Here is a 15,534-nt window from a genome sequence, read left to right on the forward strand (position 1 = left end):
GTATCTCATATACAGAACTATATTTTTAACAATCAGATAATATGAGCCAAGTTGTTGATATTAAAGAATTAAACGAAAAAATCGAGCAAAAAAGTGCTTTCGTTCAGACACTTGTTGCCGGAATGAACAAAGTGATAGTTGGGCAGAAACACCTCGTGGAATCCCTGCTTATCGGGCTGTTGTCCGATGGGCATATCCTGTTGGAAGGGGTGCCCGGACTGGCGAAAACGCTGGCTATCAAAACACTTGCTCAGCTGATTGATGCTGACTACAGCCGTATTCAGTTCACCCCCGACCTTTTGCCTGCCGATGTTATTGGAACAATGGTTTACAGCCAACGTAACGAGGAGTTTCTGGTTAAACATGGACCTGTTTTTGCCAATTTTGTACTTGCAGACGAAATCAACCGAGCACCTGCAAAGGTGCAGAGCGCTCTGCTGGAGGCGATGCAGGAACGCCAAGTAACAATAGGTGAGAAGACCTATAGCTTACCTAGCCCCTTCCTCGTGATGGCAACCCAAAACCCTATCGAACAGGAGGGTACCTACCCGCTTCCGGAAGCGCAGGTGGACCGTTTTATGCTGAAGGTTGTAATATCATATCCGTCAAAAGAGGAAGAGAAGCAGATAATTCAACAAAATATTTTTGAACCGGTTGTTGGTGACAAGGGTGTTATATCTACCGAAGCAATCCTGGAAGCCCGCAAAGTGGTGCGTGATGTATATATTGATGAGAAGATAGGTAAATACATTGTTGATATTGTGTTTGCAACCCGTTTCCCCGATCAGTTCGGAATGACCGGACTGAAGGAGATGATAGGTTTTGGGGCATCGCCGCGCGCATCAATCAACCTGGCTCTTGCATCTCGTGCCTTTGCGTTTATCAAGAGGCGCGGCTACGTTATACCCGAAGATATACGTGCAGTGTGTCACGATGTGCTTCGCCATCGTATAGGCCTCACCTACGAAGCGGAGGCCAACAACCTGACTTCTGAAGAGATCATTAGCGAAATCCTGAATAAGGTTGAGGTACCTTAAACGGCACTGTTGGTTAAATGCATCTCTTAATTAATACAATTCCTTCTTTAGAAAGGGCCTGGCTGTAAATGGAAACTACTGAACTATTAAAGAAAGTACGACAAATTGAGATAAAGGCACGTGGGCTCTCGCGGAATATTTTCGCCGGTGAGTATCATTCTGCTTTCAAGGGACGGGGTATGGCTTTCTCAGAGGTAAGAGAGTATCAGTACGGCGACGACCTTCGCGATATAGACTGGAACGTTACGGCACGTTATAACCGTCCTTTCGTTAAAATATTCGAAGAGGAACGTGAGCTCACCGTGATGCTTATGATAGATGTGTCAGATAGTTTGGGCTTTGGTTCGCAATCGGTGCTGAAACGTGATATGGTGGCTGAGATAGCGGCAACGCTTGCTTTTTCAGCTATTCAGAATAATGACAAGATAGGGGTTGTTTTTTTTACCGACAAAGTGGAGAAGTTTATCCCACCTAAAAAGGGAAGAAAGCATATCCTGTTCATTATTCGTGAAATTCTGGGATTTAACCCTGAAAACAGCGGTACAGACCTGAACATGGCAATTCAGTATATGACAAACGCTATAAAGAAGCGTTGTACCGCTTTTCTGATATCAGACTTTATCGATTCTAACGGTTACAGTAAAGCGATGCAAATAGCCAACCGTAAGCACGATATGGTGGCTATCCAGGTATACGACAAGTTAAGCACCGGGCTCTATCCCATTGGCCTGATGAAAGTGAGAGATGCGGAAACGGGAGAAGAGCTGTGGATTAACACATCTTCCAAAAAAGTACGGAATGAATACAGTAACTGGTGGAACAGGATGCAGGCCGAAATGAATAATGCTTTCCGCCAAAGCGGTATTGACAGTGTCTCTATTTCAACCGGATGCGATTATGTGAAATTGCTCCTGCAACTATTCCAGCAAAGAAAATGAAATTGAAAAAGTTTAGGTCAAATATTGTCTTGTTGTACATGTCTTCCATGGCGGCTTTTATGTTGTTGACAGTTTTTCCGGCAAATGCACAGAGGACATCGGTGCAGGCGACTGTTCAGCCTACCGAGATTATTATTGGCGAACAGGCATTGATCAACCTTAAGGTTATGACTCCGAAAGATAGGACAATACATTTTCCTGTGTACGAAAAGGAGATTATACCCGGTATCGAGGTTATCGCCATGCTCCCTCCGGATACCACCATAGAGAATAATGTGATGACTCTCAATTTTAAATATGTTGTTACGTCGTTCGACTCCACACTGTACCACGTTCCAAGCATGCCTGTTTACGATGGCACTGACACCATCTTCTCCAATTCATTCGGGCTGAAGGTGGATTCTCCAGTGTTGTCTGATTCCACATTGGCTTATCTGGAATTGATCAACAAGGGTGAAACAGACTCTATCGACTTTGAACAACTTCAGCTGAGAGATATAAAACCGGTTCGAAAAGCTCCATTCGTGTTGACAGACTATCTGTGGCTGCTGTGGATTGTGCTGGGTATAATGCTGATCATTGCATTGATAGGTGTTATTATCTATCTCGTTTTCAAGAAAAAGGAAAAAGGATATTTCTTTAATCCCCCTGAAGTGTTACCTGCGCATATACGTGCACTTAAAGAGCTGGACAGGCTTAAGGCCGAGAAGATATGGCAGCAGGGGCGTGAGAAGGAGTTTTACAGTAAGTTGACTGATATTCTTCGCTCCTATATACATGAACGGGACGATATTAATGCCATGGAGATGACATCGGGGGAGATTTTGAACGAAGTAAGGAAAATTTGGGATGTCGATTCAGTTTATGAGAACCTGAAGCAGATTCTTTCAACGGCCGATCTTGTGAAATTTGCCAAGTATATTCCCTATCCCGATGAGAATAGCCTGAGCCTTGTGAATGCATACTTCTATGTGAATCAGACAAGAGAGCCTGATAAAGCTGTCAAAAAAGAGGATATGGAAGAGTCAGAGAAAAATGAGTTACCCGAAGTTGATATAGAAAAGAGTGTTTAAAAATGGAATTTCTGCATCCTGAATATCTCTATTTATTACTGTTGCTTATACCGTTAACAGCATGGTATGTGATCCGTTTATCGAAGGCACAGGCTTCGTTCAAGCTGGCATCACTAAACGCATTTAAAGGGTTTAAGCCCGATTTAAGGGTTTATATGCGGCATCTTCCTTTTGTATTGAGGCTTATTTCCTTAGCGCTGATTATTATTGTAATTGCAAGGCCTCAATCGGTAAACAGCTGGGAGGAGACTGAGACTCAGGGAATTGATATTGTGATGGCGCTAGATGTATCTGGTTCCATGCTTGCTCAGGATCTCCTGCCCGACAGGCTTCAGGCAGCCAAAAAGGTAGCATCGGAATTTATTACTGACCGTAAAAATGACAATATCGGGTTGGTTATTTTTGCAGGGGAGAGCTTTACGCAATGTCCGCTCACAACCGATCATAAGGTTTTACTTAACCTGCTGAACGAAATTGAGTTCGGGCTGATAGAAGACGGAACTGCTATAGGCCTCGGACTTGCTACATCAGTGAACAGATTGAAAAACAGTGAATCGCGCTCGAAGGTGGTTATCCTTCTTACTGACGGAACAAACAACAGAGGCCAGATTGCTCCTCTCACAGCTGCTGATATGGCTCGTTCATACGGAATTAGGGTCTATACTGTGGGCGTGGGGACCAAAGGAATGGCGCCAACGCCGGTGAATACTCCATACGGAATAAGGATGCAAAACATGCCGGTAGACATCGACGAAAAAACACTCACCGAAATTGCGGCAATGACAGGAGGGCAATACTTCCGGGCACAGGATACCGAAGGCCTCCGCCAGGTGTATGACGAGATAGATGAAATGGAAAAATACCTTATCAGCGTGCAGAATGTAACACGCCGGCAGGAACTGTTTTTACCCTTTGCGCTGGTAGCAATGGGACTTATTTTACTTGAGCTGTTGCTTCGCAGAACATTGTTGAGAAGTGTGCCCTGAATAGATTGAAGTTATAAAGTGAAATGCAATAGAAATGTTTAGATTCGCAAATCCGGAATATTTATGGTTGTTTCTCGCCATACCCCTGTTGTTGGCGGTATACGTTTACCTGAACATCAGAAAACGAAAGGATGTACAGAAAATGGGGACACTCTCAACACTTAAGAAGATGATGCCGGAAATGTCGTTGAAACGTTCCTATCTGAAGTTCTGGCTTATTTTTACGGCGCTTTGCACCGGTGTATTCATGATTGCACGTCCGCAATTCGGGACAAAAGTTGAAACGGTAGAGAAGGAAGGGATTGAGCTGGTAATAGCGATAGATGTGTCAAACTCCATGCTAGCTGAAGATGTCTCACCCAACAGGCTGGCGAGGGCTAAGCAGATATTGTCGAGGTTGATTGATGTGCGCAGGAACGATAGGGTATCATTGATAGTATTTGCAGGTGAAGCTTATGTGCAGATGCCACTGACATCTGATACGCAATCTGCAAAAATTTTTCTCAACACTATCGACCCAAGTCTTGTACCCATTCAAGGTACAGCAATTGGGCAGGCAATAAGCCTGGGAATGAGTTCTTTTTCAAGCGATAAGGAGATGAGCAAAGCTATGATTATAATTACCGATGGTGAAGACCACGAAGGTAATGCTACTGAGATTGCAGCCGAAGCGGCAAAGAGCGGGATGATGATCAATGTAGTGGGAATTGGTTCTCCTGAAGGCTCTCCGGTACCATCGGGCGAGTATGGCAGTAATTATATGGCCGATTCCGAAGGTAACGTGGTTGTTTCCAGGCTTAACGAACAGATGTGCATGGAGATAGCAAAAAGCGGTAAGGGATTGTATGTGAGAGCCGATAATTCAAATACAGCTATCCGTGCGCTTGAAGCTCAGCTTAATGAACTGAAAACGGGGAAAGCGTCAAGTCTTACATACTCTGAATATGATGAAAAATTCACTTTTTTAGCATGGTTTTTGCTGCTGATTCTTTTTGCTGAGATTCTTGTTTATGATAAGAAAAACAGGTTGTTCAGAAAGGTCAAGCTGTTTAAAGAGTAAAACACAAAACTGCAGCCGATAGAATATTGCACTTTCTGAAACAGATTAGGGAAAACTGAAAAATTAATCGGATGAACAGATTCGTTTATAAATATTTGATACTAATTATTATGGCCGTTACGGTTCCTGTAACCGTATCGGCACAAAAGGAGGTACGGAAAAATATACGTAAAGGGAATAAGGAGTATAATCAACAAAAATTTTCTGCTGCATCAGACTTTTATGAAAAGGCAGTAGAGGAAAACCCATCTTCCGGGGAGGCAAACTTTAACCTTGGGAATACGTTATATAAACAAAAAGAGTGGGAAAGATCTATCGAGCAATATAACCGCTTTATCTCTCTGCAACAGGAGAATCCAATGGAAGCATCTGCAGCATGGCACAATATAGGAAATGCAATGTTGCAGAAGAAAGAGTTGCAAAAATCGATGGAAGCCTATAAGATGGCATTGCGGCTTAATCCGCTGGACGGGGGAGCACGATATAATCTTGCAGTTGTTCAGAAGATGATTCAGGATGAACAAGAGAATAAACAGCCTGACAAGGGTGAGGGTGAACAGGAACAGCAGCAGGAACAGCAGCAGGAACAACAGCAGGAACAACAGGATCAGCCCCGACAGAACCAGCAGGATAAGGAGCAACGTGCCGAGCAGCCGGATGAACCTGAGCAGATGTCGCGCGACAATGCCCGTCAACTTCTACAGGCAATCGAGCAGGATGAGCAGCAGACACAGGAGAAAGTACAACAGATAAAAGCCCGGCAAAAAGAGGAAAAGGCAGAAAGTAACAGGAGGCGCAATAAAAATTGGTAAGGACGGAAAAGACAATGAAATATATGCATAGCATACGCACTTTTATTATTCTACTGGTTGTATTATTTGTAAATAGCGCAACACAGCTCTTTGCACAGGTTACTTTTAAAGCTTCAGCACCGGCAACGGTTGTTGAAGGCGAGCAATTCAGGCTGAGCTATGTAATGAATAAAGAGGGGCGCAATCTGAGGCTGCCTGATCTGTCCGATTTCGACCTTCTTTTCGGCCCGAGCACATCTACCAGCTATAGCCAGCGGACAGTCAACGGTAAAACAACCTCAGAAAGTTCCGTTACATATACTTATATCCTCATGGCCAAGAAAGCGGGAACATTCAACATACCGCCTGCTTCAATAACTATTGATGGAAGTAATTACCAATCAAATTCTCTTCAAATAAAAGTTCTCCCTCCCGATGAAGCTTCAGCCCGGAGCCAAGAACCCGGCGGAGGGCAGAGAGGGGAGAGCCCTTCAGCCGGTTCAGGTCAAGTGGCTGTTTCAGCCACTGACGCATTCATAAGAGCTATTGTTTCCAAAAACAGTCTGTATGAACAGGAGGGGTTTACAGTGACATTCAGGTTATATACAACACTTAATATTGTAAATATAGGAAAGATTCAGTTTCCTGAGTTTGAGGGGTTCATGGTTGAGGATATAGCACTTCCCGTGAATCAACAATTGCAGATGGAGCGCTATAACGGAAGGAATTACTATACAGCTGATTTGCGCAAGACATTGCTTTTTCCACAGAGATCGGGACAGATAACCATACCGAGAGGCAACCTTGAGATGGTTTTTTCCGTTCCGTCTGGCAGGAGAGTCTCCACCTTTTTCGGTTCTCAGGAGGTGATGGTAGATGTAAAGAAGAATTTGGAGACCAATCCTTTGGTAATAAATGTGAAGCCTCTTCCTGGCAATAAGCCGGAAAGCTATTCAAACGCCGTGGGTACATTTACGCTAAAGCCATCTATAAGCACTTCCGAAACAAAGGCAAACGAAGCAATCACTTTGAGGCTTGAAATTTCGGGAACCGGGAACCTTAAGCTGATACGAAATCCTGAAGTTGTGTTTCCCGGTAACTTTGAGCTGTATGACCCGGTTGTTGACAACTCTTTCAACGTCACTACAAACGGATTGACCGGTATAAGAAAAATTGAGTATATGGCCATTCCGCGCTACGAGGGTACTTATGCAATTCCATCTGTGGAATTTACCTATTTCGACCTGAATAGTAATTCTTATAAGACACTGACTAGCCCCGAATATAAACTGATTGTAGGAAAAGGAGATCCGAGCAGTGTCACCGCCGGCAGTTTTGTTAACCGGCAGGATGTGATAGCAGAACAGGATATCCGTTTTCTGAAAACTGGAGAACCTTCATTCAAATCAAGAAGCAACTTTTTTGCGGGGTCACTCATTTACTGGCTATGGTATGTGGTTCCAATGCTGTTGCTAATTCTCTATTACTTAATTAACAGAAAAAAGGCTCGTGAAAACGCGAATGTTGCATTGATGCGAACCAAAAAGGCTAATAAGGTAGCTGTAAAGAGGCTAAATGCTGCTGGAAAATATCTAAAGGCAAATGACAAGGAGAGTTTCTACGACGAAGTACTCCGCGCCCTATGGGGATATTTCAGCGATAAGCTATCAATTCCATTAGCAAGGCTCACTAAAAATAATATTGAGGATGAGCTGTCGAAGTATGGAATCAGTGATATACTTGTAGGTAAGTTTATGCATATTCTCGACACCTGTGAATTTGCGCGTTATGCCCCTGCAGAAAGTAACGCTGAGATGGGGCAGCTCTACAACGATACATTGGCAGCTATCGGAGAAATGGAAAACAGGCTTAAGAAAAACAAACAGGACAAGTAGCGGGGATTAAGAGTGATACTTTTTAAGTGTGGCGAATTGTAACATATTATTATAATGGGTTTACCTATCCCGGATCTTTGATAGTTGATAATATTTACACGTTTTTTATTCCGGATAGTTGATATATATATATATTTTATACTTTTGAACATTCAACTTATGTGTCTGCGACGAAAATTCTGGTTATAGAAAAATATAATTATTAATGCATCGAACATTAATATCTATTTTGGAACGCATGCAATGAAAAGGCTTTTCGGAGGTGATTAACTTATTAATATGGAAATGAAATCAATATTATATACATTTGTTTTTCTGTTGTTTGACATCTGCAGTATCACAGTTTTGGGTGCGCAAGATACTTCAGATACAATTCTAAAAGCTACTCCTCAGGCTGATACACCTGTGTTTCACGAAAATACTTTGGAAAATTCTCTCGATTCTGCTTCTCAGGCATACAGGAACAACGATTTTAAAAAAAGCATAGAGATTTATGAAGGGATTGTGGCAGAAGGAATAGCAGAGGACAGGGAGTCTGCCCAGATATACTATAACCTGGGCAACGCCTATTTCAGGGACAACAGGCTTGGAAAAGCTATTTTGAATTATGAGAGAGCGCTAATGCTTGATCCCGGTGACAGTGATATAAGGCATAATCTGCGTTTTGCCGGTAGTCGCACCGAAGACCGTATTGAAGAGGTTGGCAGCCTGTTTCTTACCAACTGGATTAATGGCATCCGCAATATGTTAAGCTCCGATATTTGGGGTACTGCAGGTATTGTGTTTTTTCTCCTATTTCTGGTATGTTTAACACTTTTTCTGTTTGTTCGCTTATTGTGGATAAGAAAAACTGCTTTTTACAGCGGAATAGTGTTTTTTGTATTTATGATTATTGCAAATATATTCGCATTTAACCAGAAAAGAGAGCAAATTCAAAGGAATTATGCTATCGTGACAGTTGGTGCTGCCAGTGTTAACGCTTCTCCTGATGAGAACAGCAATGTGCTTTTTGAGCTGCATGAAGGTACAAAGGTAAAGATAAGGAACAGCGATGGAAACTGGTATGAGATAGAGATAGCGAACGGAAGTGTGGGCTGGACTCCGAAGCAGAAAGTTGAAATTATCTGAGAAAATATTTTGAATCTTAGTGCATGCATTTAGGATTCTTGAAGGTTTTTACTCCTAATTAAATCATGTTTATTGTATGAGAAGAATTGTTGAAAGTATGCTGCCGATAGAACGAGAGCTGTTTTTTGCCTTAAATGGCAGTGATTCGGTTTTTCTCGACAATGTGATGTGGACAATAAGTGGAAGGTTTGTATGGATACCACTTTTTTTGTTTATATTCCTGCTCTTTTTCTATAAAACAAAATGGAATAATGCACTGCTGGTATCAATTTTCTTTATCATTGTTCTAGTCCTTTGCGATCAGATATCTTCATCGTTGTTCAAACCTCTGTTTGAGCGTCGCAGGCCGACTCATCACATCGATTTCAGAAATTTGGTCGATATTGTTAACAATTACAGAGGTGGTATGTACGGTTTTATTTCAGGGCATGCTACAACAAGTTCAGGCTTAGCCGTTTTTATCTCACTTGTTTTAAAATATCGTGGTGTTTCCATTGCTACGGTTGCATGGGCTGTGTTATACAGCTATACCCGTATTTACCTTGGTGTACATTTTATTACAGACATTCTGGCCGGTATGATTGTGGGTGTTATTATAGCAATTCTTTTATATAAATTATTTAACTGGTCACGAAATAAATTTATTTTTTCCCCAATATTTGAGCGAACTGTCGTCTTTAGTAGGAAACATGGTATTATACTGTCACTATTTATTACTATCTATATTATTCTCTTGATTATTTTTAGTCCTTTTTTGTCAACTTTACCTCATTGAGCTGTGTTATAAAAAAAGGAGTATTATTTCGCAAATATTTTATTGAAATAGTTTGGAATATCTGTTTTTTTAAGTAAGTTTAGGGCACGAAATAGATCCTGAGTGTATTATCAAAATAAAAATAAAAAGCCATGGCAAGAACAATCACTTTTAATGAGTTAAGAGAATTGAAAGACAAGCTCCCCGATGGTAGTATCCACCAGATAGCATCGGAATTGGACATGAAACCCGAAACCGTAAGGAACTATTTTGGTGGATACAATTACAAGGAAGGCAATAGTGTAGGAATACACATTGAACCCGGTCCGAATGGTGGTATTGTTGTTCTCGACGATACCACTATTTTTGACAAAGCATTGAAAATATTAGGGCTTAAGGATTACCCGGAACCGAGTCCGGTAAATATTGAAGAGACAGAGTGAATTAATTATAAGCCCAATATATGTAATCCGGAGGGGTAGGGTAATTGGGCTTTTCTCTTTAAAACAAACCAAGCGTCCGTTGTCTATATTCAATGGATGCCATATAATGTAATAGTATGGCAAAAGAGAGTAAAAAAAGCAACACACATGATGAAAAACTGGTAACGGTAGCCATTCATACTTACGAGAAAGCTTGTATATTAAAATCAATTTTAGAGTCTGAAGGTATTCCGACAGTTATTCATGGCATTAAGATGATAGAACCGGTAATTCCGGGAAATGTGCGTGTAAGAATTAATGAAAGCGATCTTCCCAGGGCACTCCGTATTATTGAAGATGTGGACTTTGTTTCACACGAAGTTGCTGAGGAACTAGAAGAAACTAACCGCGAGATACTTATTCCCGTCGACTTTTCCGATTATTCCCTTAGCGCCTGTGAATTTGGTTTCCGTCTGGCAAGCGATATGGATTGCACTGTAAAGCTGCTGCATGCTTTTTTTACACCCTTCTACCCGGCATCTGTCCCCTTTGGAGACTCTTTCACACTGCAGGCAACCGACAAAGATCTTTATCACGATGTGAAAAACAAAACAGAAGAGGAGATGAAGATCTTGGTAAAAAAGATAGCCGATGAAGTAGCTTCCGGTAAATTACCCGACGTACCTTATAAAACGATGTTGATTGAGGGGCTTCCGGAAGAGGAGATAATATCATATTCAAAAAAGATGCGTCCTGCGGCCATTGTAATGGGCACGAGAGGAAAGAATGCCAAGGAGCTGGATCTTATAGGGAGTGTTACTGCTGAAGTTATGGATGGTTGCACAACACCCATTTTCGCTGTTCCTGATGGGGCAAAGGCAAGAGCTCTCACAGAAATGAAGACTATAGTTTTTCTAACTAATTTCCGTGAACGCGAATTCAAGGCGTTCGATATAATGATGAAGTTTCTTAAACTTTATCCTGTGAAGGTTTATCTTGCACATATTGCCAAAAAGGAGGATATATGGAATGAGATAAAACTTTCGGGTATTCAGAAACGTTTTTCGGAAATCTATCCGCAACTGCAGACAGAGTATAAACTGATAGACCAGAGCGAGGGGTTGGAAGTTACTCTCGATAAGTTTGTGGAGGATAACAAAATAGATATGATCTCCCTGTCGAGCTCACGCAGGAATATTTTCGCCAGGATGTTTAACCCGGGTATCGCCAGAAGGATGTTGTTTCATTCAGATACACCGCTGCTGGTTATAAAGGGGATGTAAGCCGTGTAACTTGAACATAGTGACGTGAACTTATACTAAAACGGGGGTGGAATCAGTTTGTGGATTCACCCCCGTTTTAATATTAATCTATTGGGAAACTGGTTGGAATATATAACCTCTCAAAATAATTGTTTCAGGTTTTATGTATCCTTTAATTCAGAGCTGATGAATTATTTGAGACCCAATTTTGTTTTCACTTGCTGTGTGATGTTTACAGCTGTTGTAGAGTTCACATACACAATAGGTGATTGCATGGTAGATATGTCAAAGATATAAGTGTAATTGTTTTCGTCACCTACTGACTTGATGGCATCTGCAATCTTTTTGTTCACAGGCTCGAGTAGCTGCTGCTGTAATTGACCCATCTCCTGTTGGCTGTTTTGAAGATATACCTGGTATCTTTCCTGAATCTGGGTAAGCTGTTTTTGCCTGTCTTGCTGTATGGCTTCTGAACCAGCAGGGGTCTTATCAAATTCCTCTGCTTTTTTATTGAATTCATCCACTAATGCCTGTCCGTTTTTATTGATTTCTTCCTGTTTGGTGGTCAGTTTGGTTTCTATTCCAGGTAGTTCGGGCATAGCAGAGAAAATCTCCTGTGCATTGAGATATGCGATTTTAACATCTTGTGCAACAGCAGCTAAAGGAGCCAGTGCAATAATAATAATCAATAATTTTTTAAACATGATTTCTATATCTATTTTATAAATTTAAAACTCTGTGGAAAACCGGGTACAAAGATAAGATATTTTTTTCAATAGCCTAATTTAGAGAGCACTTGATCACTAATATCTATACTGGGTGATGCAAAAATAATTGATGAGGCAGATGCCCTGTCTACAACAATGGAGTAGCCTGATTCTAATGAAATATCTTTAACCGCTTCATATATACTATCCTGTATAGGCTTAATAAGTTCTTCCCTCTGTTTATACAGTTCTCCCTGAGGGCCAAAGTATTGGTTACGCAGCTCCTGAATAGCATTTTCTTTGGCCACAATTTCATTTTCGCGTTTTGTCTTTTCATTCCCGGCAAGAAACACCAGGTCGGCCTGATATTTTTTATACATGGCATTAACGCTTTCAACTTCTGTATCAACTTCTTTCTGCCACTCTTGTGATAAAGCTTCAAGCTGTTTGTTAGCGTTTTCATATGAAGGAATTTTTTTCAGGATATATTCCATATCAATAAGTGCATATTTCTGGGCATAGCTGTTCCCTAGAGAAAGCGCCATAAATAAACAGGCAAAAAATAGCATTTTTTTCATACGATTCCTTTATTTTTCAATATGTTATTGTATTCTGATAATAAAGACGGTTTATAAAGAGAAACGTTTACAGATGTATAAGTAAATTATGTTAATAACGGCTGAAAACTATTAGATAACAATAATTTGTAAATGACATGTATTCCAAATTGTCGTTTAAAACTATTTTCTGTAACTTAATCAGAATTCTTGTCCGATAATGAAGTGGAACTGGCTTCCGCCTTTCTCTCTGTTCCCACGTCCGTAAACAGTGTCAAATCCGTATGCCCAGTCTATCCCCATTAAACCGATCATTGGGAGGAATATACGTACTCCTGCTCCAGCAGATCGTTTCAGATCGAACGGGTTAAGATCTTTTGCATTCCACCATGCATTCCCCGCTTCTATGAATGTAACTCCATAAATAGTTGAGTTAGGTTCAAGGATAAACGGATAACGCAATTCCACACCCAGGCGTGTATAAGCCCTTGCTTGTGTAGCGATTGAGTTGTTCTCATATCCCCTCAAAGCCACATTTTCAGTAGCGAAAGAACTTGTGTAGCCGCTCATCCCGTCACCACCCACATCGAATGTTTCAAAAGGAGTCTGTTTGTGTTTATTATAGTGTCCCAATATGCCGAATTCAACTCTTGTTGCTATCACAGGAGTCCTTGTAACCGTTAACGGGGTAAGGGGTGTGAAAGTGCGTATTTTTAACTTCCACTTGTGATATTCGTTCCATTTATATTTTTCAGGGTTGTTATATGCCATTTTGGCATAGTCGTTTCCGTCCCATAAAGAGAAAGGAGGTGTGGCGTTGACGCTGAGTGTAAACTGTGATCCCGTTCTCGTATAGATGGGGTTATCCGTTGATATGCGAGATAAAGTAAGACCAAGAGTGATACTGTTGCTCGCTCCTGTCTGGAAAGGAAACTGGTTATATGACCAGTTTTTAAGATCATACCGTTGGTATCCCAGTTCAGCCATAATCTGGAAATAATCGTCCGGCCATTCAAGTCGTTTCCCGTACCCTACTGATAATCCGAACATATTAAATATCTGGTTGGGGTCGTATGCATACTCCATCATATCCTGGTAACCATAGCCTCCATAGCCTCCATAGCCTCCACCATAACCTCCGTACCCCCCCCCGTAATATGGATAACCTCCGTATCCGTACATGTATGGGTTATAATAGGTGTTTTGGCTGTAATAACTTTCGTTTAGCCCTGTATATCTTGAAAAGTAGGCGTTTATTGAAAAATGATTCGGCCTTTTCCCTCCAAACCAGGGTTCCACGAATTGAAATTGATAGGATTGATAATAGCGGCCATTTGTCTGTGCGCTTAATACCAGCGTTTGCCCTTCTCCCTGGGGGATGATACCCCTGCGCATCGACGGGTTCAGCAGGTTTTGCAAAGAAAAGTTGTTAAGACGCAAACTAAGTTTACCTACCAGTCCGGTAACACCCCATCCGGCAGAGAATTCAATCTGGTCGTTTCCTTTCGATGTCAGCGGATAGGTAATATCCACGGTCCCATCATCCGGATTGGGGTTTATTCCTCCTGAAATGTCGGCAGAAAGAGCTTCAGGATCGAAGTGGCCGGTTTGGGCTATCTCACGTACTGAACGTAAAAGGTCCTCTTTGCTGAATACGGCACCCGGTTTTGTCCTCAATTCGCGGCGGATCACATCTTCGTACAAGCGATCGTTTCCCTGGATAATAACTCTCTTTATAGTCGCTTTTGGCCCTTCAACAACACGAAGTTCCAGATCAACAGAATCATTTTCGATATTAATCTCAACAGGGTCAATATTCGAGAAAAGGTAACCGTTGTTCTGGTAAAGATTCACTGCTGCATCTTCGTCGCTTATAAGCCTTTCCTGCAGTTTTTTCTGATTATAAACGTCGCCGGAAGACATATTCAATAATTGAGTCAGTTGTGAAGATGGATATTGAGTATTACCTACCCAGTTGATTGAACGTATATGGTAAAGTGGCCCTTCTTCTACCAGAATATCTATGTTGACCGTTTTTTCGTTATGTTTATATACTGTATCGCGAATAATTTCAGCGTCCCGATATCCCTTCTCATGATACTTATTAAGAAGGTTTTTCTTATCCTCTGCATAGAGATCTTCCACAAATTTCTTTGCGCGGAAAATATTTCTGATTTTTCCTTTCTCATTGGTTTTTTTCATCGCGCGTTTCAACTGATTATCAGAAAGGGCTTTATTACCTTCTATGCGGATACTGTTGACCTTGATTTTTTCCTTTTTATCCACTGCAATTTCAAGTATCACCTGGTTTTTTTGAGTGGCATCGGGGCGCTGCATTACCCTTACTTCAGCATCGCCGAATCCTTTTTCAGAAAAGAAACTTTTAATTATTGTCTCGGCTCTGGCTATCTGGGGTGGGGTTATCTGATTACCTTTAACAAAACCTACTTTTTTTTCAATTTCCTCCTGTTCACTTTTCTTCATTCCTGAGTAATGGATGTCGGTTACCCTCGGACGGTCCGTAAGGCGGATCTCCAACCAGACGCTGTCTCCCTCAATTTTTGTCTGCAAGATCTTTACATCGGAGAAAAGGCCCTGCTTCCAGAATCTTTTTAGGGCATTTGTGATATCTTCTCCGGGGATCTGTATCTTTTGACCTCTTGATAGCCCCGAAAAACCAACGAGGACGAATTTCTGATCTTCATACATTGTTCCCTCAACACCCGTTACGTTAATATCGGCAATATAATATTTCTTGGGTGGCGCGGTGTAGTTCACAGTGAGTTCACGTGGTACGGAAGAGCGTACAGTATCAATGGCCTGCGCAAGCGACGCCGACTGTGACAATATTATAAATAACAGAAGTAAATTGAATATTTTCTTCGACATTGTGATAAATTTCTTTGCAACGACTCTCTTTTGTT

The 15,534-nt window shown here is 41.4% G+C and carries 14 protein-coding genes; 11 read left to right on the plus strand and 3 right to left on the minus strand.

Annotated elements, in window-relative coordinates; genetic code table 11:
• Positions 1-41: 41 nt before the first annotated feature.
• The 11 genes from KDN43_RS04365 (at position 42) to KDN43_RS04415 (ending at position 11,367) form a co-directional block, all read left to right on the plus strand.
• Positions 42-1,037 (plus strand): AAA family ATPase, encoded by a 996-nt coding sequence (locus KDN43_RS04365; protein ID WP_238868457.1) that lies wholly within the window; start codon positions 42-44, stop codon positions 1,035-1,037.
• A gap of 68 nt (positions 1,038-1,105) precedes the next feature.
• Positions 1,106-1,975 (plus strand): DUF58 domain-containing protein, encoded by an 870-nt coding sequence (locus tag KDN43_RS04370; RefSeq protein ID WP_238868458.1) that lies wholly within the window; start codon positions 1,106-1,108, stop codon positions 1,973-1,975.
• Positions 1,972-3,048, plus strand: a complete 1,077-nt coding sequence (locus KDN43_RS04375) for a hypothetical protein (protein ID WP_286847323.1) — start codon at positions 1,972-1,974, stop codon at positions 3,046-3,048. Before KDN43_RS04370 ends, KDN43_RS04375 begins: the two co-directional genes overlap by 4 nt.
• A gap of 2 nt (positions 3,049-3,050) precedes the next feature.
• Positions 3,051-4,034, plus strand: a complete 984-nt coding sequence (locus KDN43_RS04380; protein ID WP_238868460.1) for a vWA domain-containing protein — start codon at positions 3,051-3,053, stop codon at positions 4,032-4,034.
• A gap of 34 nt (positions 4,035-4,068) precedes the next feature.
• Positions 4,069-5,094, plus strand: coding sequence for a vWA domain-containing protein (locus tag KDN43_RS04385; protein WP_238868461.1), 1,026 nt, complete (start codon positions 4,069-4,071; stop codon positions 5,092-5,094).
• Between the two features lie 71 nt (positions 5,095-5,165).
• On the plus strand, positions 5,166-5,906 hold the full coding sequence (locus KDN43_RS04390; protein WP_238868462.1) for a tetratricopeptide repeat protein: 741 nt from the start codon (positions 5,166-5,168) through the stop codon (positions 5,904-5,906).
• A gap of 14 nt (positions 5,907-5,920) precedes the next feature.
• A complete protein-coding gene (locus KDN43_RS04395) occupies positions 5,921-7,780 on the plus strand; it encodes a BatD family protein (RefSeq protein WP_238868463.1) in 1,860 nt (619 codons plus the stop codon).
• A gap of 285 nt (positions 7,781-8,065) precedes the next feature.
• A complete protein-coding gene (locus tag KDN43_RS04400) occupies positions 8,066-8,908 on the plus strand; it encodes a tetratricopeptide repeat protein (RefSeq protein WP_238868464.1) in 843 nt (280 codons plus the stop codon).
• A 76-nt stretch (positions 8,909-8,984) separates the two neighbouring features.
• Positions 8,985-9,683, plus strand: a complete 699-nt coding sequence (locus KDN43_RS04405; RefSeq protein WP_238868465.1) for a phosphatase PAP2 family protein — start codon at positions 8,985-8,987, stop codon at positions 9,681-9,683.
• A 131-nt stretch (positions 9,684-9,814) separates the two neighbouring features.
• Positions 9,815-10,105: a DNA-binding protein gene (locus KDN43_RS04410; RefSeq protein WP_238868466.1), complete on the plus strand. Its 291-nt coding sequence runs from the start codon at positions 9,815-9,817 to the stop codon at positions 10,103-10,105.
• Positions 10,106-10,221: 116 nt separating this feature from the next.
• Complete coding sequence (locus tag KDN43_RS04415; protein WP_238868467.1) at positions 10,222-11,367, plus strand: universal stress protein; 1,146 nt, start codon at positions 10,222-10,224, stop codon at positions 11,365-11,367.
• Between the two features lie 170 nt (positions 11,368-11,537).
• Here KDN43_RS04415 and KDN43_RS04420 read toward each other — a convergent pair whose 3' ends face one another.
• From KDN43_RS04420 to bamA, 3 genes are all read right to left on the minus strand, one after another.
• The gene (locus KDN43_RS04420; protein WP_238868468.1) at positions 11,538-12,050 is read right to left on the minus strand and encodes an OmpH family outer membrane protein; all 513 of its coding nucleotides are present in this window, start codon (positions 12,048-12,050) and stop codon (positions 11,538-11,540) included.
• A 68-nt stretch (positions 12,051-12,118) separates the two neighbouring features.
• A complete protein-coding gene (locus KDN43_RS04425) occupies positions 12,119-12,631 on the minus strand; it encodes an OmpH family outer membrane protein (protein WP_238868469.1) in 513 nt (170 codons plus the stop codon).
• A gap of 180 nt (positions 12,632-12,811) precedes the next feature.
• A complete protein-coding gene (gene bamA / locus KDN43_RS04430; RefSeq protein WP_238868470.1) occupies positions 12,812-15,499 on the minus strand; it encodes an outer membrane protein assembly factor BamA in 2,688 nt (895 codons plus the stop codon).
• Positions 15,500-15,534: the final 35 nt, after the last annotated feature.

This window comes from Proteiniphilum propionicum, assembly GCF_022267555.1.
GTDB lineage: Bacteria > Bacteroidota > Bacteroidia > Bacteroidales > Dysgonomonadaceae > Proteiniphilum > Proteiniphilum propionicum.

What these genes read in the sequence shown, in the direction of transcription:
- KDN43_RS04365 (WP_238868457.1), top strand. Translation starts at nt 42, where the DNA reads ATGAGCCAAGTTGTTGATATTAAAGAATTAAACGAAAAAATCGAGCAA.
- KDN43_RS04370 (WP_238868458.1), top strand. Translation starts at nt 1,106, where the DNA reads ATGGAAACTACTGAACTATTAAAGAAAGTACGACAAATTGAGATAAAG.
- KDN43_RS04375 (WP_286847323.1), top strand. Translation starts at nt 1,972, where the DNA reads ATGAAATTGAAAAAGTTTAGGTCAAATATTGTCTTGTTGTACATGTCT.
- KDN43_RS04380 (WP_238868460.1), top strand. Translation starts at nt 3,051, where the DNA reads ATGGAATTTCTGCATCCTGAATATCTCTATTTATTACTGTTGCTTATA.
- KDN43_RS04385 (WP_238868461.1), top strand. Translation starts at nt 4,069, where the DNA reads ATGTTTAGATTCGCAAATCCGGAATATTTATGGTTGTTTCTCGCCATA.
- KDN43_RS04390 (WP_238868462.1), top strand. Translation starts at nt 5,166, where the DNA reads ATGAACAGATTCGTTTATAAATATTTGATACTAATTATTATGGCCGTT.
- KDN43_RS04395 (WP_238868463.1), top strand. Translation starts at nt 5,921, where the DNA reads ATGAAATATATGCATAGCATACGCACTTTTATTATTCTACTGGTTGTA.
- KDN43_RS04400 (WP_238868464.1), top strand. Translation starts at nt 8,066, where the DNA reads ATGAAATCAATATTATATACATTTGTTTTTCTGTTGTTTGACATCTGC.
- KDN43_RS04405 (WP_238868465.1), top strand. Translation starts at nt 8,985, where the DNA reads ATGAGAAGAATTGTTGAAAGTATGCTGCCGATAGAACGAGAGCTGTTT.
- KDN43_RS04410 (WP_238868466.1), top strand. Translation starts at nt 9,815, where the DNA reads ATGGCAAGAACAATCACTTTTAATGAGTTAAGAGAATTGAAAGACAAG.
- KDN43_RS04415 (WP_238868467.1), top strand. Translation starts at nt 10,222, where the DNA reads ATGGCAAAAGAGAGTAAAAAAAGCAACACACATGATGAAAAACTGGTA.
- KDN43_RS04420 (WP_238868468.1), bottom strand. Translation starts at nt 12,050, where the DNA reads ATGTTTAAAAAATTATTGATTATTATTATTGCACTGGCTCCTTTAGCT.
- KDN43_RS04425 (WP_238868469.1), bottom strand. Translation starts at nt 12,631, where the DNA reads ATGAAAAAAATGCTATTTTTTGCCTGTTTATTTATGGCGCTTTCTCTA.
- bamA (WP_238868470.1), bottom strand. Translation starts at nt 15,499, where the DNA reads ATGTCGAAGAAAATATTCAATTTACTTCTGTTATTTATAATATTGTCA.